This window comes from Ruegeria sp. CDSC081 (assembly GCF_059610485.1).
In genome coordinates, this window is sequence record NZ_JBXWNS010000001.1 from 15,642 (window position 1) to 37,485 (window position 21,844).

General features: G+C 56.3%; 19 protein-coding genes and 1 tRNA gene. 8 read left to right on the forward strand and 12 right to left on the reverse strand.

Annotation, left to right across the window (positions count from 1 at the left end; all coding sequences use genetic code 11):
• Positions 1-28 precede the first annotated feature (28 nt).
• From AC2FH9_RS00090 to AC2FH9_RS00110, 5 genes are read right to left on the reverse strand one after another with little or no spacing between them, the layout of a single operon-like run.
• The gene (locus AC2FH9_RS00090) at positions 29-1,201 is read right to left on the reverse strand and encodes a molybdopterin molybdotransferase MoeA (protein ID WP_496870390.1); all 1,173 of its coding nucleotides are present in this window, start codon (positions 1,199-1,201) and stop codon (positions 29-31) included.
• The gene (gene moaC, locus AC2FH9_RS00095) at positions 1,198-1,671 is read right to left on the reverse strand and encodes a cyclic pyranopterin monophosphate synthase MoaC (RefSeq protein WP_496748883.1); all 474 of its coding nucleotides are present in this window, start codon (positions 1,669-1,671) and stop codon (positions 1,198-1,200) included. The genes AC2FH9_RS00090 and moaC overlap by 4 nt, the downstream gene beginning before the upstream one ends.
• Positions 1,671-2,483 carry an indole-3-glycerol phosphate synthase TrpC gene (gene trpC / locus AC2FH9_RS00100; RefSeq protein ID WP_496785059.1) on the reverse strand — a complete coding sequence of 271 codons (813 nt, stop codon included), beginning with the start codon at positions 2,481-2,483 and terminating at the stop codon, positions 1,671-1,673. The genes moaC and trpC overlap by 1 nt, the downstream gene beginning before the upstream one ends.
• Positions 2,480-3,499 carry an anthranilate phosphoribosyltransferase gene (trpD, locus tag AC2FH9_RS00105; RefSeq protein ID WP_496708488.1) on the reverse strand — a complete coding sequence of 340 codons (1,020 nt, stop codon included), beginning with the start codon at positions 3,497-3,499 and terminating at the stop codon, positions 2,480-2,482. Before trpD ends, trpC begins: the two co-directional genes overlap by 4 nt.
• On the reverse strand, positions 3,496-4,077 hold the full coding sequence (locus AC2FH9_RS00110; RefSeq protein WP_496700418.1) for an anthranilate synthase component II: 582 nt from the start codon (positions 4,075-4,077) through the stop codon (positions 3,496-3,498). The genes trpD and AC2FH9_RS00110 overlap by 4 nt, the downstream gene beginning before the upstream one ends.
• A 193-nt stretch (positions 4,078-4,270) precedes the next feature.
• Here AC2FH9_RS00110 and AC2FH9_RS00115 point away from each other — a divergent pair, with 193 nt between their 5' ends.
• The gene (locus AC2FH9_RS00115; protein WP_496870391.1) at positions 4,271-5,662 is read left to right on the forward strand and encodes a divergent polysaccharide deacetylase family protein; all 1,392 of its coding nucleotides are present in this window, start codon (positions 4,271-4,273) and stop codon (positions 5,660-5,662) included.
• Positions 5,663-5,712: 50 nt separating this feature from the next.
• Here AC2FH9_RS00115 and trpE read toward each other — a convergent pair whose 3' ends face one another.
• The 5 genes from trpE to fabI form a co-directional block, all read right to left on the reverse strand.
• Complete coding sequence (gene trpE, locus AC2FH9_RS00120) at positions 5,713-7,224, reverse strand: anthranilate synthase component I (RefSeq protein WP_142633617.1); 1,512 nt, start codon at positions 7,222-7,224, stop codon at positions 5,713-5,715.
• 14 nt (positions 7,225-7,238) lie between these two features.
• Positions 7,239-9,080: a peptidylprolyl isomerase gene (locus tag AC2FH9_RS00125; protein WP_496688185.1), complete on the reverse strand. Its 1,842-nt coding sequence runs from the start codon at positions 9,078-9,080 to the stop codon at positions 7,239-7,241.
• A gap of 81 nt (positions 9,081-9,161) precedes the next feature.
• The gene (locus AC2FH9_RS00130; RefSeq protein WP_496870392.1) at positions 9,162-10,337 is read right to left on the reverse strand and encodes an aminotransferase; all 1,176 of its coding nucleotides are present in this window, start codon (positions 10,335-10,337) and stop codon (positions 9,162-9,164) included.
• A gap of 36 nt (positions 10,338-10,373) precedes the next feature.
• On the reverse strand, positions 10,374-10,883 hold the full coding sequence (gene gpt, locus AC2FH9_RS00135; protein ID WP_496688181.1) for a xanthine phosphoribosyltransferase: 510 nt from the start codon (positions 10,881-10,883) through the stop codon (positions 10,374-10,376).
• Between the two features lie 3 nt (positions 10,884-10,886).
• Positions 10,887-11,693 (reverse strand): enoyl-ACP reductase FabI, encoded by an 807-nt coding sequence (gene fabI, locus AC2FH9_RS00140; protein ID WP_142633624.1) that lies wholly within the window; start codon positions 11,691-11,693, stop codon positions 10,887-10,889.
• 135 nt (positions 11,694-11,828) lie between these two features.
• Here fabI and pdxH point away from each other — a divergent pair, with 135 nt between their 5' ends.
• From pdxH to AC2FH9_RS00160, 4 genes are all read left to right on the forward strand, one after another.
• Positions 11,829-12,434, forward strand: a complete 606-nt coding sequence (gene pdxH, locus AC2FH9_RS00145; protein ID WP_496691194.1) for a pyridoxamine 5'-phosphate oxidase — start codon at positions 11,829-11,831, stop codon at positions 12,432-12,434.
• Positions 12,435-12,576: 142 nt separating this feature from the next.
• Positions 12,577-13,083, forward strand: coding sequence for a cold-shock protein (locus AC2FH9_RS00150; RefSeq protein ID WP_282021219.1), 507 nt, complete (start codon positions 12,577-12,579; stop codon positions 13,081-13,083).
• A 6-nt stretch (positions 13,084-13,089) separates the two neighbouring features.
• A complete protein-coding gene (locus AC2FH9_RS00155; RefSeq protein WP_281972048.1) occupies positions 13,090-13,557 on the forward strand; it encodes a DUF192 domain-containing protein in 468 nt (155 codons plus the stop codon).
• A 43-nt stretch (positions 13,558-13,600) separates the two neighbouring features.
• A tRNA-Pro gene (locus AC2FH9_RS00160) sits at positions 13,601-13,677 on the forward strand.
• 12 nt (positions 13,678-13,689) lie between these two features.
• Here the strand turns inward: AC2FH9_RS00160 and AC2FH9_RS00165 are convergent.
• Positions 13,690-14,124, reverse strand: a complete 435-nt coding sequence (locus tag AC2FH9_RS00165) for a hypothetical protein (protein WP_496675753.1) — start codon at positions 14,122-14,124, stop codon at positions 13,690-13,692.
• A gap of 533 nt (positions 14,125-14,657) precedes the next feature.
• Between AC2FH9_RS00165 and AC2FH9_RS00170 the strand changes: the two genes are divergently transcribed.
• Positions 14,658-18,278 (forward strand): vitamin B12-dependent ribonucleotide reductase, encoded by a 3,621-nt coding sequence (locus AC2FH9_RS00170; protein ID WP_496870393.1) that lies wholly within the window; start codon positions 14,658-14,660, stop codon positions 18,276-18,278.
• Positions 18,279-18,817: 539 nt separating this feature from the next.
• Positions 18,818-19,063 (forward strand): EF-hand domain-containing protein, encoded by a 246-nt coding sequence (locus AC2FH9_RS00175; RefSeq protein WP_496748892.1) that lies wholly within the window; start codon positions 18,818-18,820, stop codon positions 19,061-19,063.
• Positions 19,064-19,116: 53 nt separating this feature from the next.
• Here AC2FH9_RS00175 and AC2FH9_RS00180 read toward each other — a convergent pair whose 3' ends face one another.
• A complete protein-coding gene (locus AC2FH9_RS00180; protein ID WP_496748894.1) occupies positions 19,117-20,661 on the reverse strand; it encodes a trimethylamine methyltransferase family protein in 1,545 nt (514 codons plus the stop codon).
• Between the two features lie 409 nt (positions 20,662-21,070).
• On the opposite strand from AC2FH9_RS00180, the gene AC2FH9_RS00185 reads away from it, so the two are divergent.
• Positions 21,071-21,583, forward strand: coding sequence for an outer membrane protein (locus AC2FH9_RS00185; protein ID WP_142633643.1), 513 nt, complete (start codon positions 21,071-21,073; stop codon positions 21,581-21,583).
• The last annotated feature ends 261 nt before the right edge of the window (positions 21,584-21,844 follow it).

The window sequence follows — 21,844 nt, forward strand, 5'->3', positions numbered from 1 at the left end:
CGTTTTGTGTCAATGATCTTGTAGGGACTCAGATCGGGAGGAACATCACTTCGTCACCGGCCAGGCGCGCCGGATCATTCGGTTGCCGAACCAAAAGCGCGTTTGCTTCGGCGAGGACGCTGAGCAGCGAGCTGTCCTGGTTTTGGCAGGCTTTTATCCCGTCCGCGGTCACGATGGCACGCATGTAATGCTCTCGCGGCCCATTCGCGGGGATTGCCTCGGTTAAATTGGCGCTTTGAAGCGGGGTCAGAACCTGTTCCAGGCCCAGCATCTTACGGATCATCGGGGCAAGAAACAGATAGCTGCAAACCATTGCGCTGACCGGATTACCCGGAAGTCCAACCATCACGCTATCGCCCAAGCGACCGGCCATCAGCGGTTTGCCGGGGCGCATGCGGATTTTGTAAAAACTCCGCTCCAACCCCAGTGCGGTGGAGACCTGAGAGACAAGATCATAATCCCCAACCGAGGCACCGCCGATCGTAACCACCAAATCAGCGTCGGCTGCTAGGGCAAAAGCGGTCTCAAGGGACGAACCCGTGTCAGAGGCGATAGGCAGAACCCGAACATGCGCTCCAACATCCTCTAGCAAGGCTTTGATACCAAAGGTGTTTGAGGCGATTATCTGATCCGGTCCCGGTGTTTCGCCAGGCATGATCAATTCATCCCCGGTTGCGATCAGCGCGACCACGGGTTTACGTGCAACCGGCACCATGGGGATATTCATCGCCGCCAAAAGCGCCAGATCCTCGGGGCGCAAACGACGTGGAGCCGTAATCTTGGCGCCAATTTCGAAATCGACGCCTTTTGGACGAATGTTGGATTTAGGGCCCGGCAGATCAGAAATGGTGATCAGGTCACCTCGGCGATCAACATCCTCTTGAATGACAACAAAATCTGCACCTTCAGGAATAGGGGCGCCAGTGAAGATCCGAACCGCCTGTCCGGGTCCAACCTGACCGTCAAATCGCCGACCGGCCGCAGCCTCGCCAATGACTTTGAACATGGCGTGCAGCTCGACCTCGGTCGATTTTACCGCGTAGCCATCCATCGAGGACGAGGCGAATGGCGGCTGATCGCGTGTGGCTGCTACATCCTCGGCCAGTACTCTACCCGCCGCATCCATCAAGGGAGCCGGCTCAGAGGGGAGGGTGTTTACAAGATCGAATAGCTGCGCCCGGGCGCTTTCAACGGTTATCATTTCGCCTCGTAACGACCTGATTTACCACCATCTTTTAGCAAGACGCGAATGCCGCCAATTTCCATTGCCTTATCGACGGCTTTGGCCATGTCGTATATGGTCAGTGCGGCAGTTGAGGCCGCTGTCAGCGCCTCCATTTCCACGCCGGTTTGACCAGATGTCTTGACGGTTGCCTGTACCTGTATGCCGGGTAATTCTTGGTCCAGTGTCAGGTCTACGGTAACTTTGGTCACTGGCAGTGGGTGACATAGTGGGATCAGATCGGGTGTCTTCTTTGCCCCCATGATACCGGCCAGACGTGCAACCCCCAAGACGTCACCTTTTTGGGCGCGACCTTCTGCGATCAAGTCGAACGTATCTTGTGCCATCGTGATATGAGCCGCTGCGATGGCGACACGATCCGTGATGGGCTTGTTCGACACATCGACCATATGAGCCTGACCCTGGGCATCAAAATGAGTCAGCGGCATCACATCACACCCGGGCTGAGCGGACGCGAAAGCAGATCGTGTGTCGCTGCTGCGACGTCATCCTGACGCATCAGGCTTTCGCCAATTAGAAAACAACGCGCACCGTAACGGGCGATATCGGCCAAGTCTGCTGGAGTGCTCAAACCGCTTTCACAAACGATGGTCCGGTCAGCGGGGACAAGTTTTGACAGGCGGCGTGTCGTATCAAGAGTGGTCTCGAAGGTCTTGAGATTACGGTTGTTTATCCCAATCAACGGGCTTTTGAGCTGCGTTGCACGTTCCAGCTCGGCTTCATCATGAACTTCAATCAGAACGTCCATGCCCCAGTCAAAGGCGGTCTGTTCCAATTCAGCGGCCTGGCTGTCATCAACCGATGCCATGATGATCAGAATACAATCCGCCCCAAGAGCGCGGGCTTCAGCCACCTGATAGGGATCGTACATGAAATCTTTGCGTAGAACCGGCAAAGAACAGGCTGCGCGTGCCTGAACCAGAAACTCTTTGGCACCCTGAAAGCTGGGCGTGTCGGTCAACACGGAAAGGCAGGCAGCGCCGCCTTCTTCGTAAGCTTGTGCAAGTGCTGGTGGATCAAAGTCAGCGCGGATCAGACCTTTGGAGGGGCTGGCTTTTTTGACTTCTGCAATCAGCCCGTACCCGCTACGTACAGCCATTTGCAACGCCGATGCGAATCCGCGCGGTTCAGAGGCTGATCTTGCTTCGTTTTCAACAGCTTCCAGAGACTTATTGGCCTTGTCCGAAGCGACCTCTTCGAGCTTGTAAGCTTTGATTTTGTCCAGAACCGTTTCGGTCATGCGGCCTCCTGAGTAATGCGGGCCAGGGCCGCGATCTTGTCTTTGGCTTTTCCGCTGTCGATACTTTCAGCGGCTTTTGCGACACCTTCGCGCAGATCAGCAGCGGCCTCTGCGACGACCAGGGCTGCTGCGGCATTCAACAATACCGCATCGCGATAGGCGGAAGCCTCACCGTCTAGAAGAGCTCGGAAGGCTACTGCGTTTTCCTCGGGGGTTCCGCCGAGAATGTCCTCGAAGGGATGTACCGGCAGCCCTGCATCTTCTGGGTGAAGCTCGACCTCTTTGATTGTGCCGTCTTCGAGGGCCGCAATCCAACTGATACCCGTGATGGTCAATTCGTCTGTGCCGTCCGATCCGTGCACCAGCCAAGCGCGTTCGGACCCAAGCAGGCCCAACGTTTCGGCCATCGGGCGGATCAACTCTCGGCTAAAGGCTCCGGTCAACTGCCGCTTGACGCCTGCCGGATTGGTCAGCGGACCGAGAATGTTAAAGATCGTCCGTGTCCCAAGCTCTTGCCGGGTGGGCATGACATGCGCAATCGCCGGGTGATGCATGGGGGCCATCATGAATCCGATTCCGACATCTTGCAGTGCATTTTCAACGGTTTGCGGGCCGACCATAACGTTGATACCCAGCTGGCCTAGCGCATCTGCGGCTCCGGATTTAGAACTCAGGTTCCGGTTGCCGTGTTTGGCCACGGTGACACCGGCACCCGCAACCACAAAGGCGGTCGCGGTCGAGATATTCAGCGTTCCCTTGCCGTCACCGCCGGTGCCTACGATATCCATCGCGCCAGCTGGTGCCTGAACTGCATTGCATTTTGCACGCATCACAGCAGCGGCGGCGGCATATTCATCGACGGTCTCACCGCGTGTGCGCATAGCCATCAAAAGCCCGCCAATCTGGCTGGGTGTTGCGGCGCCGTCAAACAGGATCCCAAAGGCTTCTTCCGCTTCGGCGCGTGTCAGGGGGCGGTCGGCGGCAACTCCGATCAGCGGTTTCAGGGCGTCGCTCATGCGGGAACTTTCATCTCGGACAGGAAATTCTTGAGCAACGCGTGGCCGTGCTCGGAAGCGATGGATTCCGGGTGGAACTGTACGCCATGAATGGGCAGTTCGCGGTGCTGGAGGCCCATTATGGTGCCATCTTCCAATTCCGCCGTAATCTCCAGGCTATCGGGCAGAGTATCGCGATCCACAATCAGCGAATGATAGCGCGTCGCCTCAAACGGCGTGGGCAGGCCCGCGAACACACCTTTACCGGTGTGGTGCATTGTTCCCATTTTGCCATGCACAATCTCATGGCAACGCGTGACTTTTCCACCGAAAACCTGACCTATGGTCTGATGGCCAAGGCAGACACCCAACAAAGGCGTCCGTGTTTCGGCGGCTGCCTCGGTCAGGGCAAGGCAAATGCCTGCCCGGTCAGGGTCGCAAGGGCCAGGGCTGAGCAGGATGCCAGCGGGGTTCATGGCCATCGCTTCTTGCACGTCCAGCGCGTCATTCCTTCGAATGACCATTTCCGAGCCAAGTTCGCCTAAATAATGTACGAGGTTGTAGGTAAATGAGTCGTAGTTGTCGATCAGCAGCAGCATTTGGCTCTTGTCTCGTGTTGGTCATTTCGGGCTGGCGATGCAACCCAAGGCCACGGTATAGTGTTGGCACATACATGCTCAGGCTTGTGGGGCAGCGTCAAGGGTGCATCCCGAACTTGGCGGTCCTGCAGGCAGGTGCCACAACAGATGGTGCAAGGGCAAGGCAGCAGGACTAAGGCGAGAGGCAAATATTATGGGCGGATTTGTCGGCGGAATGATCGCAGGCGCAGTTGTCGTTGTGGTGCTGGGGGCAGTCTTATCGCTCAACGCGCCGCTGTCGAAAAAGCCGTCCATAGCGACAGTCGCACCAGAACCTGCACCGGTGCAGACGTCGGAGAGCTCCGAGGTTGTCGCTGAGGCGGGTGCAGATGCCGATCTGCTCAAACTCCCTGCGCAGACGCCCGAGAATGAAGTCGAAGAAGAGGATTCTCTGGCCGGTTTATCCGAAGCTGAGAACGCCCCGGACAGCCAGCCGGTCGTGAATGACGTAAGCGTTCCGGTCGAGGCGCCGACGCCGAGCGAGGCCGATTCCGTAAGCATCTCGAGTGAGGCCCCGGTCGTTCCGCGAATGCCTGTCCCCGTTCAGCCTGCGCCGCTTGCCGACCTCAGCCCAGATGCCGCAGAAGATGCCCCTGAGCCACCGGCTGATCAGGTTGCTCTTGCCGAGCCCTTGCCTGAAGTCTCGCCTTCGGAATCAATCGAGCTGGAGGTGAATCCGGAGGATAACCCAATCGCAGTGGAAGGGGACGAGGACACGCTGCCCAGTCAGCCGCTACCGCGTATCGCCTCGGTTCCGCAGATCGGCGCAGAGGACAGCTCGTCGGGAAATACCACTATCGGGCGTCGTGTAGTGCCTTTGACTGAACGAGATGATGAAGCAGCCCAAGATCCGCAGGAAGAGGTTCCTGTAGGTAAACCGATCGAGGCCTTCGCAGAGAAGTTTGACAATCCGGATTCCAAACCCCTCATGTCGATCATTCTGATTGACGATGAAGGTGCATATGGCGCCGAGGCGCTTAAGGATTTCCCATATCCGCTTACGTTTGCGGTGCGCCCATCAGACCCCGATGCAGCTGAGAAAATGGCTCGACATCGGGCGGCCGGGTTCGAAGTGATGGTCACTGCTGACCTGCCCAAGGCGGCCAGCGCACAGGATGCTGAGGTATCGCTTTCGGTGTGGCTTGAAGCGTTGCCCGAAACGGTAGGAATTCTTGAAGGTGATGGATCCGGCATCCAAGGTAACCGGAAACTGGCGGATCAGGTCGCCGCCATCGCCGGTGGAACGGGTCGAGGACTGATCACTCAGGATAACGGGCTCAACACGGTACAGAAGTTGGCCTCCCGTAATGGAATTCCGTCTGCGGTAATTTTCAGAGATATCGACGGCGCGCGGCAGGATGCAAAAATCATGCGACGTTTCCTGGACCAGGCTGCGTTCCGGGCCGGGCAGGAAGGCACTGTTGTCATGTTGGGCCGGTTGCGCCCGGATACCATATCCGCCTTGCTGCTTTGGGGTCTGGAAGATCGCGGAGGCCGCGTAGCAATGGCGCCTATTTCGGCGGTGATGATGCAAGGGGCACAATAAGCCCGATCACATCCTTCCCCGAAACAGGCAGCCCAGACGGGCTGCCTTTATCAATTCTTGCCGGACAGCGTAAATCGGGCCGCGTCAGCCGCAGCGCGTCTGATGGCGTTGGACTTGTGGACGGTTTCCATGAATTCAGCCTCTGGATCGCTATCATACACAACGCCACCACCGGCCTGAATATATAGCTTTTGATCCTGAACGATGGCCGTTCGCAGGGCGATACACATGTCCATGTCTCCGCCGGCACTGAAATAACCGACGCCGCCGCCGTAGACACCGCGTTTTTCCGGCTCAAGCTCATCAATGATTTCCATGGCTCGTACCTTGGGCGCGCCCGAGACAGTCCCCGCGGGCATTCCCGCAAAAAAGGCGTCCAGCGCATCTTTACCCTCGGCCAACTCACCCACAACGTTTGAAACGATGTGCATAACATGGCTGTACCGTTCAATGATGAACTCTTCGGTCGGGCGCACCGTTCCGATCTTTGAAACGCGCCCGGTGTCATTACGGCCTAGATCCAACAGCATCAGATGTTCGGCCAGTTCTTTCTTGTCGGCCAGCAACTCAATTTCGTAAGCTTTGTCCTCTTCCGGGGTCGCTCCACGTGGGCGCGTCCCGGCGATGGGTCGTATGGTGACTTCATTGCCAAACACGCGCACCAGGATTTCCGGGCTGGCGCCGATCACTTGAAACCCGCCAAAGTTAAAATAGAACATGAAGGGCGACGGGTTTGTTCGCCGCAGCGACCGGTACAACGCAAATGGAGGCAGCGGGAAATCCTGCGTCCAGCGCTGCGCTGGCACTACCTGAAAGATATCACCAGCGCGGATGTATTCCTTGGCTTTCTCGACCGCCTCCAGATAGCCGGATTTGGTAAAATTCGAGACGGGCGGGGCGACTTCGTACGCATCGCCAAGGTCACGTGTTTCAGCAGGCATCGCCCGCTCCAGATCGCGCACTGCGTCCATGACGCGCTCGGCAGCCTGGGCATATGCAGCCTTGGCCGACTGGCCATCGCTGACCCAGGCGGGGGAAACGACCGTGACTTCGCCCTTCACACCATCCAGAACCGCGACGACAGAAGGGCGCAGCATGACGGCATCCGGCAGGCCCAGAGGGTCGGGGTTGATGTTCGGCAGATGCTCGACCAAGCGCACCATGTCATAACCGAGATAGCCAAATAGTCCCGCCGCAGCTTGTGGAAGGTCATCAGGCAGCTCGATCCGGCTTTCGGCCAGAAGCGTCCGAAGGTTGTCCATAGGATCGCCATCCTGCGCCGTGAAAGCGTCCGGGTCGAACCGGGCCGAGCGGTTCAGTTCCGAGGTCTCAGCGCGACAGCGCCAGATCAGGTCGGGTTTCATACCGATGATCGAATACCGTCCGCGGACCTCGCCACCAGTCACCGACTCGAGCATAAAGGCGTCTTTTTGCGCGCCGGTCAGTTTCAGCATCAAGGAGACAGGCGTATCAAGATCGGCTGCCAGACGGGTGTAAACGACCTGGTTTTCGCCGGCCTCATAGGCGCGGGCGAAGCTGTCAAACTCTGGGGTCAGGGCCATATTCGGTCTCTTAATTAATAGCTCGCCTGAACGGCGTTCAGTGCTTGCTGATCCACCACAGGACGGGCGCGGGCCTGGGCGTCGCGAACATAGGCATCGAAAATGTTCTGTGCCAGAGCCTGATTCAGCTGAGCGGCCAGCGCTTGTTGAACCTGACGGCGTTCATCGGTCTCGGCAGGGGGCAACAATTCGTCAAGTCGAACGATCAACGCGACCCCGGCACCGGGAACGACGCGATAGCTTCCTAGTTCCATGTCGAACACTTCCGGCATGAACCCTGCGGGTACATCTTCTAGAAATGCAGTTCGTGTCAGAGCGTTTTCCACGCGGTGAGGTAGACCGGTCGTGGTGAAATCCCCGTTCTCCTGCAACTGCTCCAACACGGCATTCGCGTGGTCTTCCAACGCTTTGTCAGTTTGAACCTGTGTCCAGGCCGCCGCAACGCGATCACGCGCTGATTCCAGCGGTTCAGGCCGACGAGGCAGCGTTTCGTTCAGGCGCAGCGCAAAGATCGAACCGTCCTCAAGGAATGCAATCTCGGGAAAATCTCCGTCTTGCACGGCTTCGGCTGCACTGCGGAAACCGTCATATGCGGCCACGCCATCCTGACTGGCGCGAGTCCAATCGATCTGTCCCAGCTCCATCCCGGTCTCGGCTGCCAACTCCTCAAGTGTTGCCCCGCCTGCAAGCAGGTCATTGATGTCTTCGGACTGAGCCTCGATCTGGCGGCGCGCACGGTCTGCGGCCAACTCTTCGCGCAGAGCTGGGGCGGCGTCTTCGAAGGGAGTGTTGTTCTCAGCCAGCGAGCCGTTGATACGGAAAAGGGCAGGGCCGAATACCGAGGGCAGAGGTCCAACAACAGTGTCCAGTTCAGCCGCGAAAATGGCCTCGGCCGCATCGCCTAGGTCGTCGCGGGTAACGTCGCCCAGATCCACGTCGCTCAGCTCAAGCTCACGGTCACGGACAAGTTGTTCGAAGGTTGTCCCGCCAACTTCAATCTGTGCCATGGCATCTTGCGCAGCTGCGTCATCAGAAAAAGAAAGGCGTTCAACAAGGCGGCGTTCGGGTTGCTGAAACTCGTCTGCGCGCTGTTCGAAAAGCCGGAGAACTGAATCTTCGTCCACCTCGACACTATCCAGCAGCATATTGGGCGACAGAATCGTATAGGTCAGCTTTTTGGTGCGGGGCAGGGAAAACTGGTCCTGGTTCTCGTCGTAATAGGCCTGGATTTGTTCATCGGTTGGGGTTGCAACCGGCTCTGCCAAAGCTTCGGGTGAAACGGTTGCAACAGTAAAGCTGCGGCGGGCACCGACAAAGTCTGTCAGAACTTCAGTCAGGATCGAGGGCATTTCTACTCCGCTGACCACGGCATCCTGCACGATGGTCCGTGCGGATTCTTTCCTCAGATCGGTTTCAAACTCGGTGTCGGTCATGCCAACCTGTTCAAGCTGAAAGCGATATGCCTCACGGTCGAAAGAACCATCAGGCCCCTGAAACGCAGGGATCGAGACGATTTCTTCCTGCAAATTTTCATCGCCGATCGAAATACCCAGCAGACCAACTTCGTTATCCAGAGCCGCCAGCGCGGTGAGGCGCGACAGAGCTAGCTGGTCCAAGCCAAAATCGCGGGCCTGTGACATTTGCAGGGGCTGGCCGGTCTGGCTTTCGACCGCGCGGATTTCTCGCTGAAGTTCGCGGACATAATCGTCAATCGAGATATCTTCGTTGCCCACCTGCGCCACAGTGTGCACAGTTCCAGTCAGGCTGGTCGCGCCAAATCCTGCAAGGCCCAGCATCAAAAGACCCATGAGGATCCAGACAAAGGTCTTTGATAGATTTTTCATGCCTGCGGCCATGGTGCCCTCTTGTTTTATTCGGCAAGTATTTGCCCTGTCGGTTGCGGCCCTGAATACGACGCGCACCGCCGGGGGGCAAGCTTAGAAGGAGAGAGCGTGCAGGCGGTCAAACAATTCCGTAATTCCGTTGCGATCAAGATTGGCAAATGCGATGCGGACTTGTCGTTTCCCGGCCGGGTCGTGATCGGGCATGAACATCGTGCCTGGCAGCAACAGAATGCTGGCATCCGTAACCAGCCGACGGGCCAAATCATCCGAAGAGATGTCAAACGGGTGTTCGAAATAGGCAAAATAGGCGCCCAACCCAAGCAACCGCCATCCTTTACTGGTCAGTTTGGGAAGTTGTCTTGTAATGACAGCGCGACGGTCGAGGATTTCCCTTCGTTCATCGGCCAGCCATTGCGACAGGTTTTGCATCCCCCAAAACGCACCAAACTGACCGATTTGGTTTGGACAGATCGCGACGGTATCCAGAAATTTCTCAATCTCAGACAGCAGCGACGGACTGGTCGCAACAGCACCTACTCGGTGACCGGTCAGACGGTAGGCCTTTGAAAACGAATATAGATGAATCAGAGTGTCATCCCAGCCCGGCTGAGCGAACAGATCGTGGGGCGGGCCGCTGCGGCTGTCGAAATCGCGGTAGGTCTCATCAACCAAAAGCTTAATTCCGGTTTCGCGCGACAGTTCGAAAAACGCGCGCAGCAGCTCAGCCGGGTATTCGACACCGCCGGGATTGTTCGGGGTGACCAGAGCAATGGCGCGGGTCTTATCCGTTATCAAATCCCGCGCCGCGTTCACCTCTGGCAACAGTCCATCATCAGTTCTCAGATCAATGGCGTTAACACCTGTCATATCCAGCCACATTTTATGGTTGAAATACCACGGCGTGGGCAGAATGACTTCATCCCCTTGGTCTGTGATGGAGGAAATCGCAGCGGCGAAGGCCTGATTGCAGCCAGAGGTAATCGCAACCTGTTCCTGTACGACAGGTGCGCCATAATGCTCCGAAATCTGGCTGGCAAGCTCAGACCTGAGGGCGCTGTTGCCCAGAACCGGGCCATAGAGATGAGCGGAATCCTCGGTCGACGCATAAGCCGCCATCGCCTGACGCATCTCAAGTGGAGGCGGATCGACGGGGGCCGCCTGACTTACGTTTATCAAGGGCCGCTCTTCAGGGAAGGTCACGCCTTCGATCCACCGGCGCGCCTCCATGACTGGGGGCGGAAAGGTGGCGGCGGTGCGTGTCCGGGTCATCTCTGCGCCCCAGTCAGTTGCTGCGCTTGGGCCGGATCAATCCGTGCCCCGGTAGGGTTCGACATATTGCAAAGCCATATCCCACGGGAAGAAAATCCAGGTGTCCTGGCTGACTTCGGTGATGAAAGTGTCAACCATCGGGCGGCCTTTCGGCTTGGCATAAACCGTCGCGAAATGCGCCTTGGGATACATCGCCCGTACCAGTTCCAGAGTTTTGCCACTGTCGACCAGATCGTCGACGATCAGGATTCCGGTGCCGTCGCCCATGAGGTCAGCGTCGGGCGCTTTGAGCACTTCGGCTTCGCCTTGATCCTGATGATGGTAGGAGCGCACGCTGATCGTGTCGACTGTGCGAATGTCCAGCTCGCGGCTGACAATCATCGCCGGTGCCATGCCGCCACGGGTAATGGCAACGACGCCACGCCAGGCTCCATCATCCGGACCTTGCCCATCCAGCCGCCAAGCGAGCGCTCGGGAATCGCGGTGAATCTGATCCCAGCTGATGTGAAAGCCTTTTTCGTGGGGCAGGCGGTCCTTGGCACTCATGATTCAACCCTTCTCAACGTCTGGAGCATCAACGGCTTTCATACCGACGATGTGGTATCCCGAATCCACATGCAAGTTCTCACCAGTGACACCGCCGCTTAGATCGGAAAGCAGATAAAGCGCCGAGTTGCCAACATCGTCGATGGTCACATTGCGGCGCAGGGGTGAGTTATACTCGTTCCACTTCATGATATAGCGGAAGTCGCCGATACCGCTGGCGGCCAGCGTCTTGATCGGCCCGGCCGAGATTGCATTCACACGAATGCCGTCCTTGCCTAAATCCTCGGCCAGATATTTGACCGATGCTTCCAGCGCGGCTTTGGCAACGCCCATGACATTATAATGCGGCATCACCTGTTCGGCGCCGTAATAGGTCAGGGTGATGGCGCTACCGCCTTCGGTCATCATCTTTTCGGCACGCTGCATCACGGCGGTAAAGGAATAAACCGACACGTCCATCGTGAGGTTGAAATTCGCCCGCGACGTATCAACGTAGCGCCCGCGTAGCTCATTCTTGTCTGAAAAACCGATTGCGTGGACAACAAAGTCCAGCTTTCCCCATTTCTCGGACAGCGCATCGAACAAACCGTCGATCGAGGCTTCATCGCTGACATCGCAAGGCAGGACGATCTCACTGCCCAGCTGTGCCGCCAGAGGGTCAACGCGCTTTTTCAAGGCATCCCCTTGATATGAGAATGCTAACTCGGCCCCGGCCTCGGACAAGGCGCGGGCGATTCCCCATGCGATTGATTTGTCATTGGCCAGTCCCATGATGAGGCCGCGCTTTCCGGCCATCAACTGATTTGACATGTTCGGTTCTCCGCCTGTCTTCGCGTTATGTTGCGTTGGTTTATGCCATTGGCTGGTCTGCTTCAAGGCCGTGCACTCTTGCCCGTGGCGGGAACTCGCCCTAGGGTATCCCTCAATAGTTTCCAGGGGATGGAAATGAGCGAACGTGATGGCATCTTCGCAGGAACCGACCCATTTGCAATAGCAGGGCGGTGGCTGGGCGAAGCTGTGAAAAGTGAACCCAACGATCCTAACGCGATTGCACTGGCAACCGTGGGCGAAGATGGTATGCCCAATGTACGAATGGTGCTGTTGAAAGAGATCGAAGCCGACGCCTTCGTCTTCTACACAAATTACGAAAGTGCCAAGGCAGGCGAGTTGGACAATGCTGGCAAGGCGGCCTTCGTGATGCATTGGAAATCTTTGCGGCGTCAAGTCCGCGTTCGTGGTACAATCACGCGCGAGGATGGACCAAAGGCTGATGAATATTATGCCTCCAGGTCATTGAAAAGTCGGCTTGGTGCATGGGCGTCCAAGCAATCTCAGCCGCTTAGCAGCCGTTCCGCGCTGATGGCGGATGTGGCGAAAGTGACCGCAAGGCTTGGCCCAAATCCTCCGCGCCCTAAATTTTGGGGTGGCTACCGGCTTGTGCCGACGGAAATCGAATTCTGGGCAGACGGCGCATTTCGTCTGCATGACAGGTTCAGGTGGTGCCGGGATGACGCTGCTTCCGAATGGCAGATTCAGAGGTTGAATCCATGACGTTCACGTGTCGCGAATTGCAATGCGCAGATAACAAAGGGATTTTTCACCTTGAATTTGCGCGTCAATCCCATACACATCGGACCCTTAATAAAGTGAAAAAAAACGCAGTGGGACCACAGTGCCAGAAGATCTGAACAACATGTACCGCGTCCGAGGACACGTTAAATGGTTCGACCCTGCCAAAGGATACGGCTTTGTCGTATCGGATGAAGGTGGGCCGGATATTCTGCTGCACGTAAACGTTTTGCGTAATTTCGGTCAAAGCTCGGTTGCAGACGGGGCGGGCATCGAAATTATGACGCATCGCACTGATCGCGGTGTGCAAGCTGTCGAAGTCATCAGCGTCGATCCGCCAGCGCGCGCCGATACGATGATGCTCGCGGATTTTGCTGAACTTGATCCAGTTGAGATTGCAGCGGCCCCTTTGGTGGCTGCGCGGGTTAAGTGGTTCGACAAGGGCAAAGGGTTTGGCTTCGCTAATGTATTCGGGCGTGGCGAGGATGTGTTCCTGCATATTGAGGTTCTACGCCGTTCGGGGCTTGCGGATCTACAACCCGGTGAAGCATTGGCCATGCGGGTCATAGACGGACAGCGTGGTCGGATGGCGGCCCAGGTTATGGCCTGGGAAGCAGCTATGGATGACTGATCTGTCATGGCAGGGCTTTTCAAGGTTCTGACTGTTGTCTTGTTACTTTGGGCCGGTGGCGCAGACGCCGCCTGTCGTACAGATCGTGTTAGCCTGAAAAATGATAAGTCCCAAATCGGCTTTGATATTGAACTCGCCGTGTCGCCGCAGGAGCGATCGCGCGGACTCATGTTTCGAGAATCGCTTCCGGTACGTTCAGGGATGCTGTTTGTATTCGACCCGCCGCAACCTGTTGCGTTCTGGATGAAGAACACGCTGATTCCTCTGGACCTGATCTTCATAGATAAGACGGGTATGGTAACGAAAGTTCATCACAACGCGATTCCCGGTGATTTGACCCCCATCGGAGGGGGCGATTCGGTATTCGCGGTGTTGGAAATCAACGCTGGTCTCGCAGATCGTTATCTGATCACGCCTGGAACACAGATCCAGCACAAAGTTTTTTCACATGGTCCGGCAATTTGGCCCTGTTAGGGCTTTTCAAATCAGAACGGCACGGTTAGGAAGGCGCACGGTTCGGGGCGTGGCGCAGTCTGGTAGCGCACCTGTTTTGGGTACAGGGGGTCGTAGGTTCGAATCCTGCCGCCCCGACCACTTCTTCAAAAATTAAAATGGCGACCCACCCATCGTTCGATAGATGGCGCTAAGGGTTTTATCCAATTCTTTGCTTTCTACAGGGACTTTTGCAGCAGGCCCTGTTTCGCGCGGCACATTAAAAAAAAGATCCGCTTCAACCAGATAGCCACCTGCATTTTTTTCGGCGGTCAGCCGAGTCACACTTTTGGGTAGGTTCTGTGGATAGCCGTCATAATTGAGAATCAGGTAGGCTGTGGTCTTCGGAGGCAGAAGTTCCTGACACTCGAACTGACGATTTCCGATTTTCCTAAATTCCTCACCCGGGCCGTTGCATGATGTCTCGAACGTAGCAAACAACTTGTCGGGAAAGGCCGAGAACTGCGCGCTGCGCGATGTGGCGGGCGTTTCTTGTGGTGTGCAGGCCACGATCAGGGCAAACAGGGAAATTATTCGAAACGCGGTCATTGATCGGTCTGCCCTTTGTTGGATGTGCTTTTACGCGCACCTCTGAGTAATGTCGAAATCGGCCGGATGCTGATTCTATTTCAACCTAGACATCTTAAGGCTGGTTTATCAAATCGCGATAAGTAAGCCGGAAAGAACGGTTAATCGTATTACGGACTTGGCTAGGTGATGGCGAACCATGGCGGATAACTCTGTGGAGGAATCGGAAACTGTCCTTCACCAGTTTGTCTATGCGGATCGGTCAACATAAAAGATTCCAAAAATGGCGGAAAAAGGCCGTTGACGATCTATGTGTGAATACGCCAGATTGTATAGGCCGAAAGTGCTGCCACTAAATCTGGTAGAAAATCCAGAACGTGGCATAGGGCGAGGGCTGGAGAGCACATCATACTTACGTGCGTCCGTCGGAACGGGGTCACGTTGCTTCGGGCAGCGGCCGGTTTCCTGCGCCCAAGATTTTCGGTTAGGGCAGATGGTCCGTTTATTGGGATCAAAAGCCAAGGGACAAGTTGATTGAATCTAGGGCGGCGGACATGAAGATTGACAGAAAATTTACCAAATCGGGACAGGATGCTTATGCAGAGCTTAAGTTCGCTTCTGCGACGTCAGAAATCCGAAACCCGGATGGGACCATCGTTTTCCGCCTGGACGATATCGAGGTTCCAACCAGCTGGAGCCAGGTCGCAAGCGACGTCATCGCGCAGAAGTATTTCCGCAAGGCAGGCGTTCCGACCAAGCTGAAGAAGGTCAAGGAAAAGGATGTCCCTGAATTCCTGTGGCGTTCTGTTCCGGCTGAGGACGCTGAATTTGGGGGCGAAATCTCGTCCAAGCAGGTGTTTGACCGTCTTGCCGGCGCCTGGGCCTATTGGGGCTGGAAAGGTGGCTATTTCTCGACCGAGGATGACGCGAGCGCCTATTTCGACGAGATGCGTTATATGCTGGCGACTCAGCGCGCTGCGCCGAACAGCCCGCAATGGTTCAATACCGGCCTGCACTGGGCTTACGGAATCGATGGCCCAGCACAGGGGCACCACTATGTCGATTATAAGACAGGCAAACTGACCAAATCGAAATCCGCCTATGAGCATCCGCAGCCGCATGCGTGTTTCATCCAGTCCGTAGATGATGATCTGGTGAACGAGGGTGGCATTATGGACCTGTGGGTCCGCGAGGCGCGCCTGTTCAAATACGGAAGCGGAACCGGGACCAACTTTAGCCACCTGCGTGGCGAGGGCGAGGCACTGTCGGGTGGCGGTAAATCCTCGGGTTTGATGGGCTTTCTCAAGATCGGCGACCGCGCCGCTGGCGCGATTAAATCAGGCGGCACGACCCGTCGAGCAGCAAAGATGGTCATCGTCGATGCAGATCACCCAGACATCGAGAAATTCATCGAATGGAAGGTGATCGAAGAGCAGAAGGTGGCCTCGATCGTTGCCGGATCGAAGATGCACGAGAAGATGCTGAACGGCATTTTCGAGGCCATCCGCAGCTGGGACGGCGCGCAGGAAGACGCGTATGATCCCAAGACGAATGACAGCCTGAAAAAGGCGGTTCGCCAGGCGAAAAATGTTGCGATCCCCGAGACTTACATCAAACGCGTTCTGGATTACGCCAAGCAGGGTCACGATAGCATCGAATTCCCGACCTACGATACGGATTGGGATTCGGAAGCCTACAGCTCGGTTTCGGGCCAGAACTCGAACAACTCGATTCGCGTAACCAACGCCTTCCTGACCGCTGTCGAGAAGGACGCGGACTGGGAGCTGGTCAACCGCACAAACGGGAAAGTCGCCAAGACCGTCAAGGCGCGCGACCTGTGGGAAAAGGTTGGCCACGCGGCCTGGGCCTGCGCCGATCCCGGCATCCAGTTTCACGACACAGTCAACGAGTGGCATACATGCCCCAAAGATGGGGAGATTCGCGGATCGAACCCGTGTTCGGAATATATGTTCCTCGATGATACGGCCTGTAACCTTGCGTCGATGAACTTGCTGACTTTCCTCAAAGATGATGAGTTCCAGGCAGTGGACTATATGCATGCCTCGCGCTTGTGGACTCTAACGCTGGAGATCTCGGTGACCATGGCGCAGTTCCCGTCCAAGGAAATCGCGCAGCTGTCCTATGACTTCCGCACTTTGGGTTTGGGCTATGCCAATATCGGCGGTCTGCTGATGAACATGGGCTATAGCTATGACTCGGATGAAGGCCGCGCGATCTGTGGCGCGCTGACCGCGATCATGACCGGTGTTGCCTATGCAACCTCGGCCGAGATCGCCGGCGAACTGGGGCCGTTCAATGGCTATGAGCGCAACGCCGATAACATGCTTCGGGTCATCCGCAACCACCGACGCGCATCTCAGGGTGTGACTGAAGGGTATGAGAAACTGGCAGTGAAGCCTGTACCTCTGGACCATGGCAACTGCCCGGATAAACGTTTGGTTGATCTGGCGATGTCAGCTTGGGACGAAGCGCTGAGCCTGGGTGAGCAGAACGGTTATCGCAACGCGCAGGCCACTGTGATTGCGCCAACAGGAACCATCGGTCTGGTGATGGATTGCGACACCACTGGGATCGAGCCGGACTTTGCTTTGGTAAAGTTCAAGAAACTGGCCGGTGGCGGGTATTTCAAAATCATCAACCGTTCGGTGCCTGCAGCGCTGGAAAAGCAGGGGTATTCCTCGGCTCAGATTGAAGAGATCGTCAGCTACGCGGTTGGTCATGGCACCATCGGCAACGCTCCGGGGATCAACCACACCTCCCTGACGGGTCACGGCTTTGGCCCCAATGAACTGGCCAAAGTGGATGCCGCGCTGGAAAGCGCCTTCGACATCCGGTTCGTGTTTAACCAGTGGACTCTGGGCGAGGATTTCTGCACCGGCGTTCTCGGCATTCCTGCGACCAAGCTGAATGACCCGACCTTCGATCTGCTGCGCCATCTGGGCTTTACCAAGGCGGATATCGACGCGGCCAACGACCACGTCTGCGGAACCATGACGCTGGAAGGCGCGCCGCATCTGAAGGAAGAGCATTATTCGATCTTCGACTGCGCCAATCCGTGCGGCAAGAAAGGCAAGCGTTTCCTGGGTGTTGACAGCCACATCACCATGATGGCTGCAGCGCAGAGCTTCATTTCGGGTGCGATCAGCAAGACGATCAACATGCCGAATGACGCCACCATCGAGGATTGCCAGAAAGCTTATGAGCTGTCCTGGTCGCTGGGTGTGAAGGCCAACGCGCTGTATCGCGACGGCTCTAAACTGTCGCAGCCATTGGCAGCCGCGCTGGTCGAGGATGACGAAGAGGCAGCAGAAGTTCTGGAAACCGGGACGCCGCAGGAAAAAGCCGTCGTTCTGGCCGAGAAGGTGATCGAGAAGGTTGTGGTCAAGGAAATGATCCGCAGCCATCGCGAAAAACTGCCCCATCGCCGCAAGGGCTATACGCAAAAAGCGATTGTCGGCGGCCACAAGGTCTATCTGCGCACCGGTGAGTTCGAAGACGGCCAACTGGGTGAGATCTTCATCGACATGCACAAGGAAGGCGCGGGCTTCCGGGCGATGATGAACAACTTTGCCATCGCCGTGTCGGTTGGCCTGCAATATGGCGTGCCGCTGGAAGAGTTTGTGGATGCCTTTACCTTCACCAAGTTCGAGCCCGCTGGGATGGTACAGGGCAACGACTCGATCAAAAATGCGACGTCGATCCTGGACTACATCTTCCGCGAACTGGCCGTGTCCTATCTGGATCGCACCGATCTGGCTCATGTGAAGCCAGAAGGAGCAAGCTTTGACGATCTGGGTCGGGGTGAGGAAGAGGGTGTCTCGAACGTGTCCGAGATCAGCGAAAGCGCTGCATCCAAGTCTTTGGAAGTTCTGAAACAAATCAGCTCGACCGGGTATCTGCGCAAACGGATGCCGCAGGAACTGATGGTTCTCAATGGCGGACAAACCGTGGTTAACGGCATGGCCGAAACCGCAGCCACTTTCGAAGCTCCGGTGGTTGAATCCGCCGCCGCAACCGGAATGGATGCCCGCACCAAAGCCAAGATGCAGGGCTATGAGGGCGATCCTTGCGGTGAATGCGGAAACTACACGCTGGTGCGCAACGGCACCTGCATGAAGTGCAACACCTGCGGCTCAACAAGCGGGTGTAGCTGAGTTAAGCGCCCCGGCAACCCGGGGCGCAGGGGTCGGAAGCTGCCACAGTTACCGGCCCCGACGAATACGGAGCAAGGCGCAGAGACTTACCTTCGATGCCTTGGTCCACTCGGCCGACATGCCCGTGTTGGCCGGGAACAGGGTGGGGCGGAATATATGCTCTTTCCCACTCTTTCACGGAACGGGTGCGCTCGTTCCATGCGACGTCCAGGCCGCAGGCAAACAAAACACCGGGCGGTCAACGAATGGAGCCTGGATGGCGAAACTGACAGGGGGCTTCGGCCCCCTTTCTTTTTACCTAAAAACGGCGAATTCGGCAGAGCCTCGCCGGATTACCCGTTTCCCGTCGGGCAAGAACCGCCGAGCGGGTTTGAGGGAATTTTGCCGAGCGACTGACCGCGGATGCGACTCTGGCAAACACGCGGAGTTTGGCGCGAAATCAAAGCGATTGAAGTGAGCGGCTGACAACCGGTGGTGATTGCGTGTTTCTGATGCCTGTCCGGACACAAAACACACAAACTCTATCAGGAGGCATCACAATGAAACCGAATACTCTGGCGACCTTTTCCGCACTTGCTCTTGCTCTGCCCACTTTGGCCCTCGCGCAATCTACGGCGGATACCAACGGGGACGGCGTTCTGACAATCGAAGAGGTTCAGGCAGTCGTGCCGGACGTCGACGCAAACGGATTTGCGGCGATGGATGCAAATGGTGACGGCGCGCTGGATCAGGATGAGATCACCATCGCGCAGGAAGCCGGGTTGCTGCCATCTACAAACGGCTGATTAACAAATTTTCAAGGCGGCCAGACGAAAATTCTGGCCGCCTTTCTAGGTGTTTATCGGGGTAGGTGAATGTTGAATTTACTGCGAATCTGCGCATCCAATGCCGGATCGAACCGTGCTGGCGAAGAGGTCGACAGGATTTCCAGTTTTCGCGCGGTCGCTTTTTCGATCAAGTCAGGTTTGCCAAGCTCGACCCATTCTTTCGGAGACGTTCGATCTCCATGTGCTGGATACACATAGTCGGCCTGCATGCGCCCAAGTGTGGCATCGGTTCCCAAATAGTGACCGGGTCCACCAAGGCAAACCTCGGCCATCTGATCCAATGCCAGTGTTTCGTCAGATACTTCGATCCCGCGGACGCAGCGCATCGCCTGTCCGATAAGATCATCCCCTAAGATCAGGCTTTCAAAGCAAAAACCCAACAGAGACGAGTGCATTCCGGCGGATTCATAAACCATATTCAGGCCCGACAGGCCGGCCATGACGTTCGAGCACATCTGCTCCCATCCCGCTTGCATATCGGGCAATTTGGAATCCGATGCGCCTGCGGCGGCTCCGCCTGGCAGATCATAAAACTTGTGCATTTGGGCACAGCCTGCGCTGAGCAGAGCCTGTTCACCAGATCCTACGGACATGGCGCCTGTCCGAAGGTCCAACCCAAAGGGCCAGGTTCCAAAAATCGCTGGTGCACCGGGCTTTATGGCATTTACATAAACCAAACCGGCAAGACATTCTGCTGTCGCCTGGGCAATGGCGCCTGCGATTGTGGACGGAGCAGTTGCACCTGCCATTCCGGCCGAAAGAAGAAGAACAGGCATTCCTGCCTTGATGCATTCCTCCATCACCTGACAGCTTTCAGTGGCAAACTTCATGGGCGGTACGACAAAGCAGTTCGAGTTCGAGATGAATGGCCGCTCGCGCCACTTGTCTTCACCGCCTGCGATCATGTGGATTAATTCCATCGCTGGCGCGACATAACTAGGATCGGTGAACGATGTGCCGATATGCTTGTAAGTACCAGAACTACAAGCGTAAATCGTGTTCAGGTCCATCTCGAGATTGTCGGAAATATCGCGACAAACCATCGGGCGTTGGACAAAATGGATGTTGTCCAGCTGTTGGCAAATCCGCGCGGCATCGTGCAGATCCTGCACAGTCGAATCGCGGTATTCGCGGCCGTTGACTTCAACCATACTGACAGCGGCACCGGCGGTCCCATAGTGAACCTTTGCCCCCGACAATTCCAGGTCAGTTTGACCATCCCGGCTGAACAATGTGACCGAGCGGTTGGCTTTGGCAATGGTGTCTTCAACCAGCGCGCGCGGAAACCGGATGCGCCCGTCGTCGCCAAGTGTGCAGCCTGCGCCAACCAGATAGTCGATCCCGCTTTGCGGAGCATCCGCCAGACCTATGGTTTCAAGCGCCTGCAGCGCGGCCTCGTGAATGCGTTCGACTTGTGGCTGAGTCAGTGGCTTGTAGCGTCCGCCCTCCATTCCCGGGCGGATAGGGCGCAGATGATCAGGCAGAGCAGATGCGCGGGCAGCACGACGCGCAGCACGTCCGCCACTGCGGGAAGAGTTACGGGGTTGGTCGTTCATGTTTAGGATCCAGTAGTGAGAAACGTATTTTGAGAGGCCTTACAAAAAGCCTGACGGCCGCCCCCTGGCAGCACGTCCCCGATCCGCGCCGATTGTGCGGCTGATCAGGTGGATTTTCCAAAATTCGTTCTGCATTTGGTTCCTCATCCATTGGCCGCAGTGTTCCAATTCAGAACGGCATTATCTGTTCTATTTGCGACCTTGATGCCGAAAAGCGAAGCAAATTCTCAAGTGATTGTTGCCTAAAGATATTTTTCCCCGAGGCGGTCGAAATCTGCTATAATTCCTGTGCTTACTTGAATTGGGCCTCTAGGCTAAACACTTTTTTAACGAATGCGGCCCAGTTTGTAGCAAATTGATCTGAATACTCGAAAGCATTGCTGAAAGGTTTTTGGTGAATCGTAGGAAGGTGCATATCGCATTAATTGTTGCTCTGGCGACATCCGGCTTCTCACCGGCTTTGGCCGAGGATTGGAGCGGTGCCTATGCGGGATTCAGCTTTGGCTATGCTGATGCAGACGGGCCGAATGGTTCAAGCGGCAGCGACACCAGCTTTGGTCCTCATCTCGGGTATGACTTTGATTTCGGCAAGTTCGTGTTGGGTGGTGAGCTTGAGTATAACCGGCTGTCGCTGAATCTTGGTCAGGGCGAAGGCAGTCTGGATAGCATGACCCGGCTGAAATTGCGCGGCGGATACGATTTCGGCAATGCGTTGGGATATGTAGTTATCGGTGCGGCGCGCGTGGATTCCACGGTCGAAAACGATACCGCAGCGGTTTATGGCATTGGTGTCGCTTATCCGATTGGCAATAATTTCGTCATCAGCGGTGAGGCGCTGCGCCAGAATTTCAATGACGTTACCCGATCGAATGGGGGGCTGGATTCGAATGTGTTCAACCTGCGTACGACATTCCGGTTCTAGCAAGATTTCCAGATTGAATCTGATCTGAGCTGCCGAATTCACGACCATGAAGGTCAGGTGTTTGCGGAACATGGCGTCAATTTCCTATTCCAATTCAAGGCGTTCGCCAATCACTCCCTGGTCATGATAGAACGTAAGGCTTGGCGCGGCGGGATAGCCGTGCTAGAGGATGATCCATGAACCGGATGACCTGCATCATTATCTGCTGCATTACCTGCTGATTTATCAAGCGGGCCGGTTTCTTTCGTTTTCTTCCCTGAG

What these genes read in the sequence shown, in the direction of transcription:
- AC2FH9_RS00165 (WP_496675753.1), bottom strand. Translation starts at nt 14,124, where the DNA reads ATGACCGCGTTTCGAATAATTTCCCTGTTTGCCCTGATCGTGGCCTGC.
- trpC (WP_496785059.1), bottom strand. Translation starts at nt 2,483, where the DNA reads ATGACCGAAACGGTTCTGGACAAAATCAAAGCTTACAAGCTCGAAGAG.
- trpD (WP_496708488.1), bottom strand. Translation starts at nt 3,499, where the DNA reads ATGAGCGACGCCCTGAAACCGCTGATCGGAGTTGCCGCCGACCGCCCC.
- AC2FH9_RS00150 (WP_282021219.1), top strand. Translation starts at nt 12,577, where the DNA reads ATGTACCGCGTCCGAGGACACGTTAAATGGTTCGACCCTGCCAAAGGA.
- AC2FH9_RS00110 (WP_496700418.1), bottom strand. Translation starts at nt 4,077, where the DNA reads ATGCTGCTGCTGATCGACAACTACGACTCATTTACCTACAACCTCGTA.
- AC2FH9_RS00170 (WP_496870393.1), top strand. Translation starts at nt 14,658, where the DNA reads ATGAAGATTGACAGAAAATTTACCAAATCGGGACAGGATGCTTATGCA.
- AC2FH9_RS00155 (WP_281972048.1), top strand. Translation starts at nt 13,090, where the DNA reads ATGGCAGGGCTTTTCAAGGTTCTGACTGTTGTCTTGTTACTTTGGGCC.
- fabI (WP_142633624.1), bottom strand. Translation starts at nt 11,693, where the DNA reads ATGTCAAATCAGTTGATGGCCGGAAAGCGCGGCCTCATCATGGGACTG.
- AC2FH9_RS00090 (WP_496870390.1), bottom strand. Translation starts at nt 1,201, where the DNA reads ATGATAACCGTTGAAAGCGCCCGGGCGCAGCTATTCGATCTTGTAAAC.
- trpE (WP_142633617.1), bottom strand. Translation starts at nt 7,224, where the DNA reads ATGGCCCTGACCCCAGAGTTTGACAGCTTCGCCCGCGCCTATGAGGCC.
- gpt (WP_496688181.1), bottom strand. Translation starts at nt 10,883, where the DNA reads ATGAGTGCCAAGGACCGCCTGCCCCACGAAAAAGGCTTTCACATCAGC.
- AC2FH9_RS00115 (WP_496870391.1), top strand. Translation starts at nt 4,271, where the DNA reads ATGGGCGGATTTGTCGGCGGAATGATCGCAGGCGCAGTTGTCGTTGTG.
- AC2FH9_RS00125 (WP_496688185.1), bottom strand. Translation starts at nt 9,080, where the DNA reads ATGGCCGCAGGCATGAAAAATCTATCAAAGACCTTTGTCTGGATCCTC.
- moaC (WP_496748883.1), bottom strand. Translation starts at nt 1,671, where the DNA reads ATGCCGCTGACTCATTTTGATGCCCAGGGTCAGGCTCATATGGTCGAT.
- AC2FH9_RS00175 (WP_496748892.1), top strand. Translation starts at nt 18,818, where the DNA reads ATGAAACCGAATACTCTGGCGACCTTTTCCGCACTTGCTCTTGCTCTG.
- AC2FH9_RS00130 (WP_496870392.1), bottom strand. Translation starts at nt 10,337, where the DNA reads ATGACCCGGACACGCACCGCCGCCACCTTTCCGCCCCCAGTCATGGAG.
- AC2FH9_RS00180 (WP_496748894.1), bottom strand. Translation starts at nt 20,661, where the DNA reads ATGAACGACCAACCCCGTAACTCTTCCCGCAGTGGCGGACGTGCTGCG.
- pdxH (WP_496691194.1), top strand. Translation starts at nt 11,829, where the DNA reads ATGAGCGAACGTGATGGCATCTTCGCAGGAACCGACCCATTTGCAATA.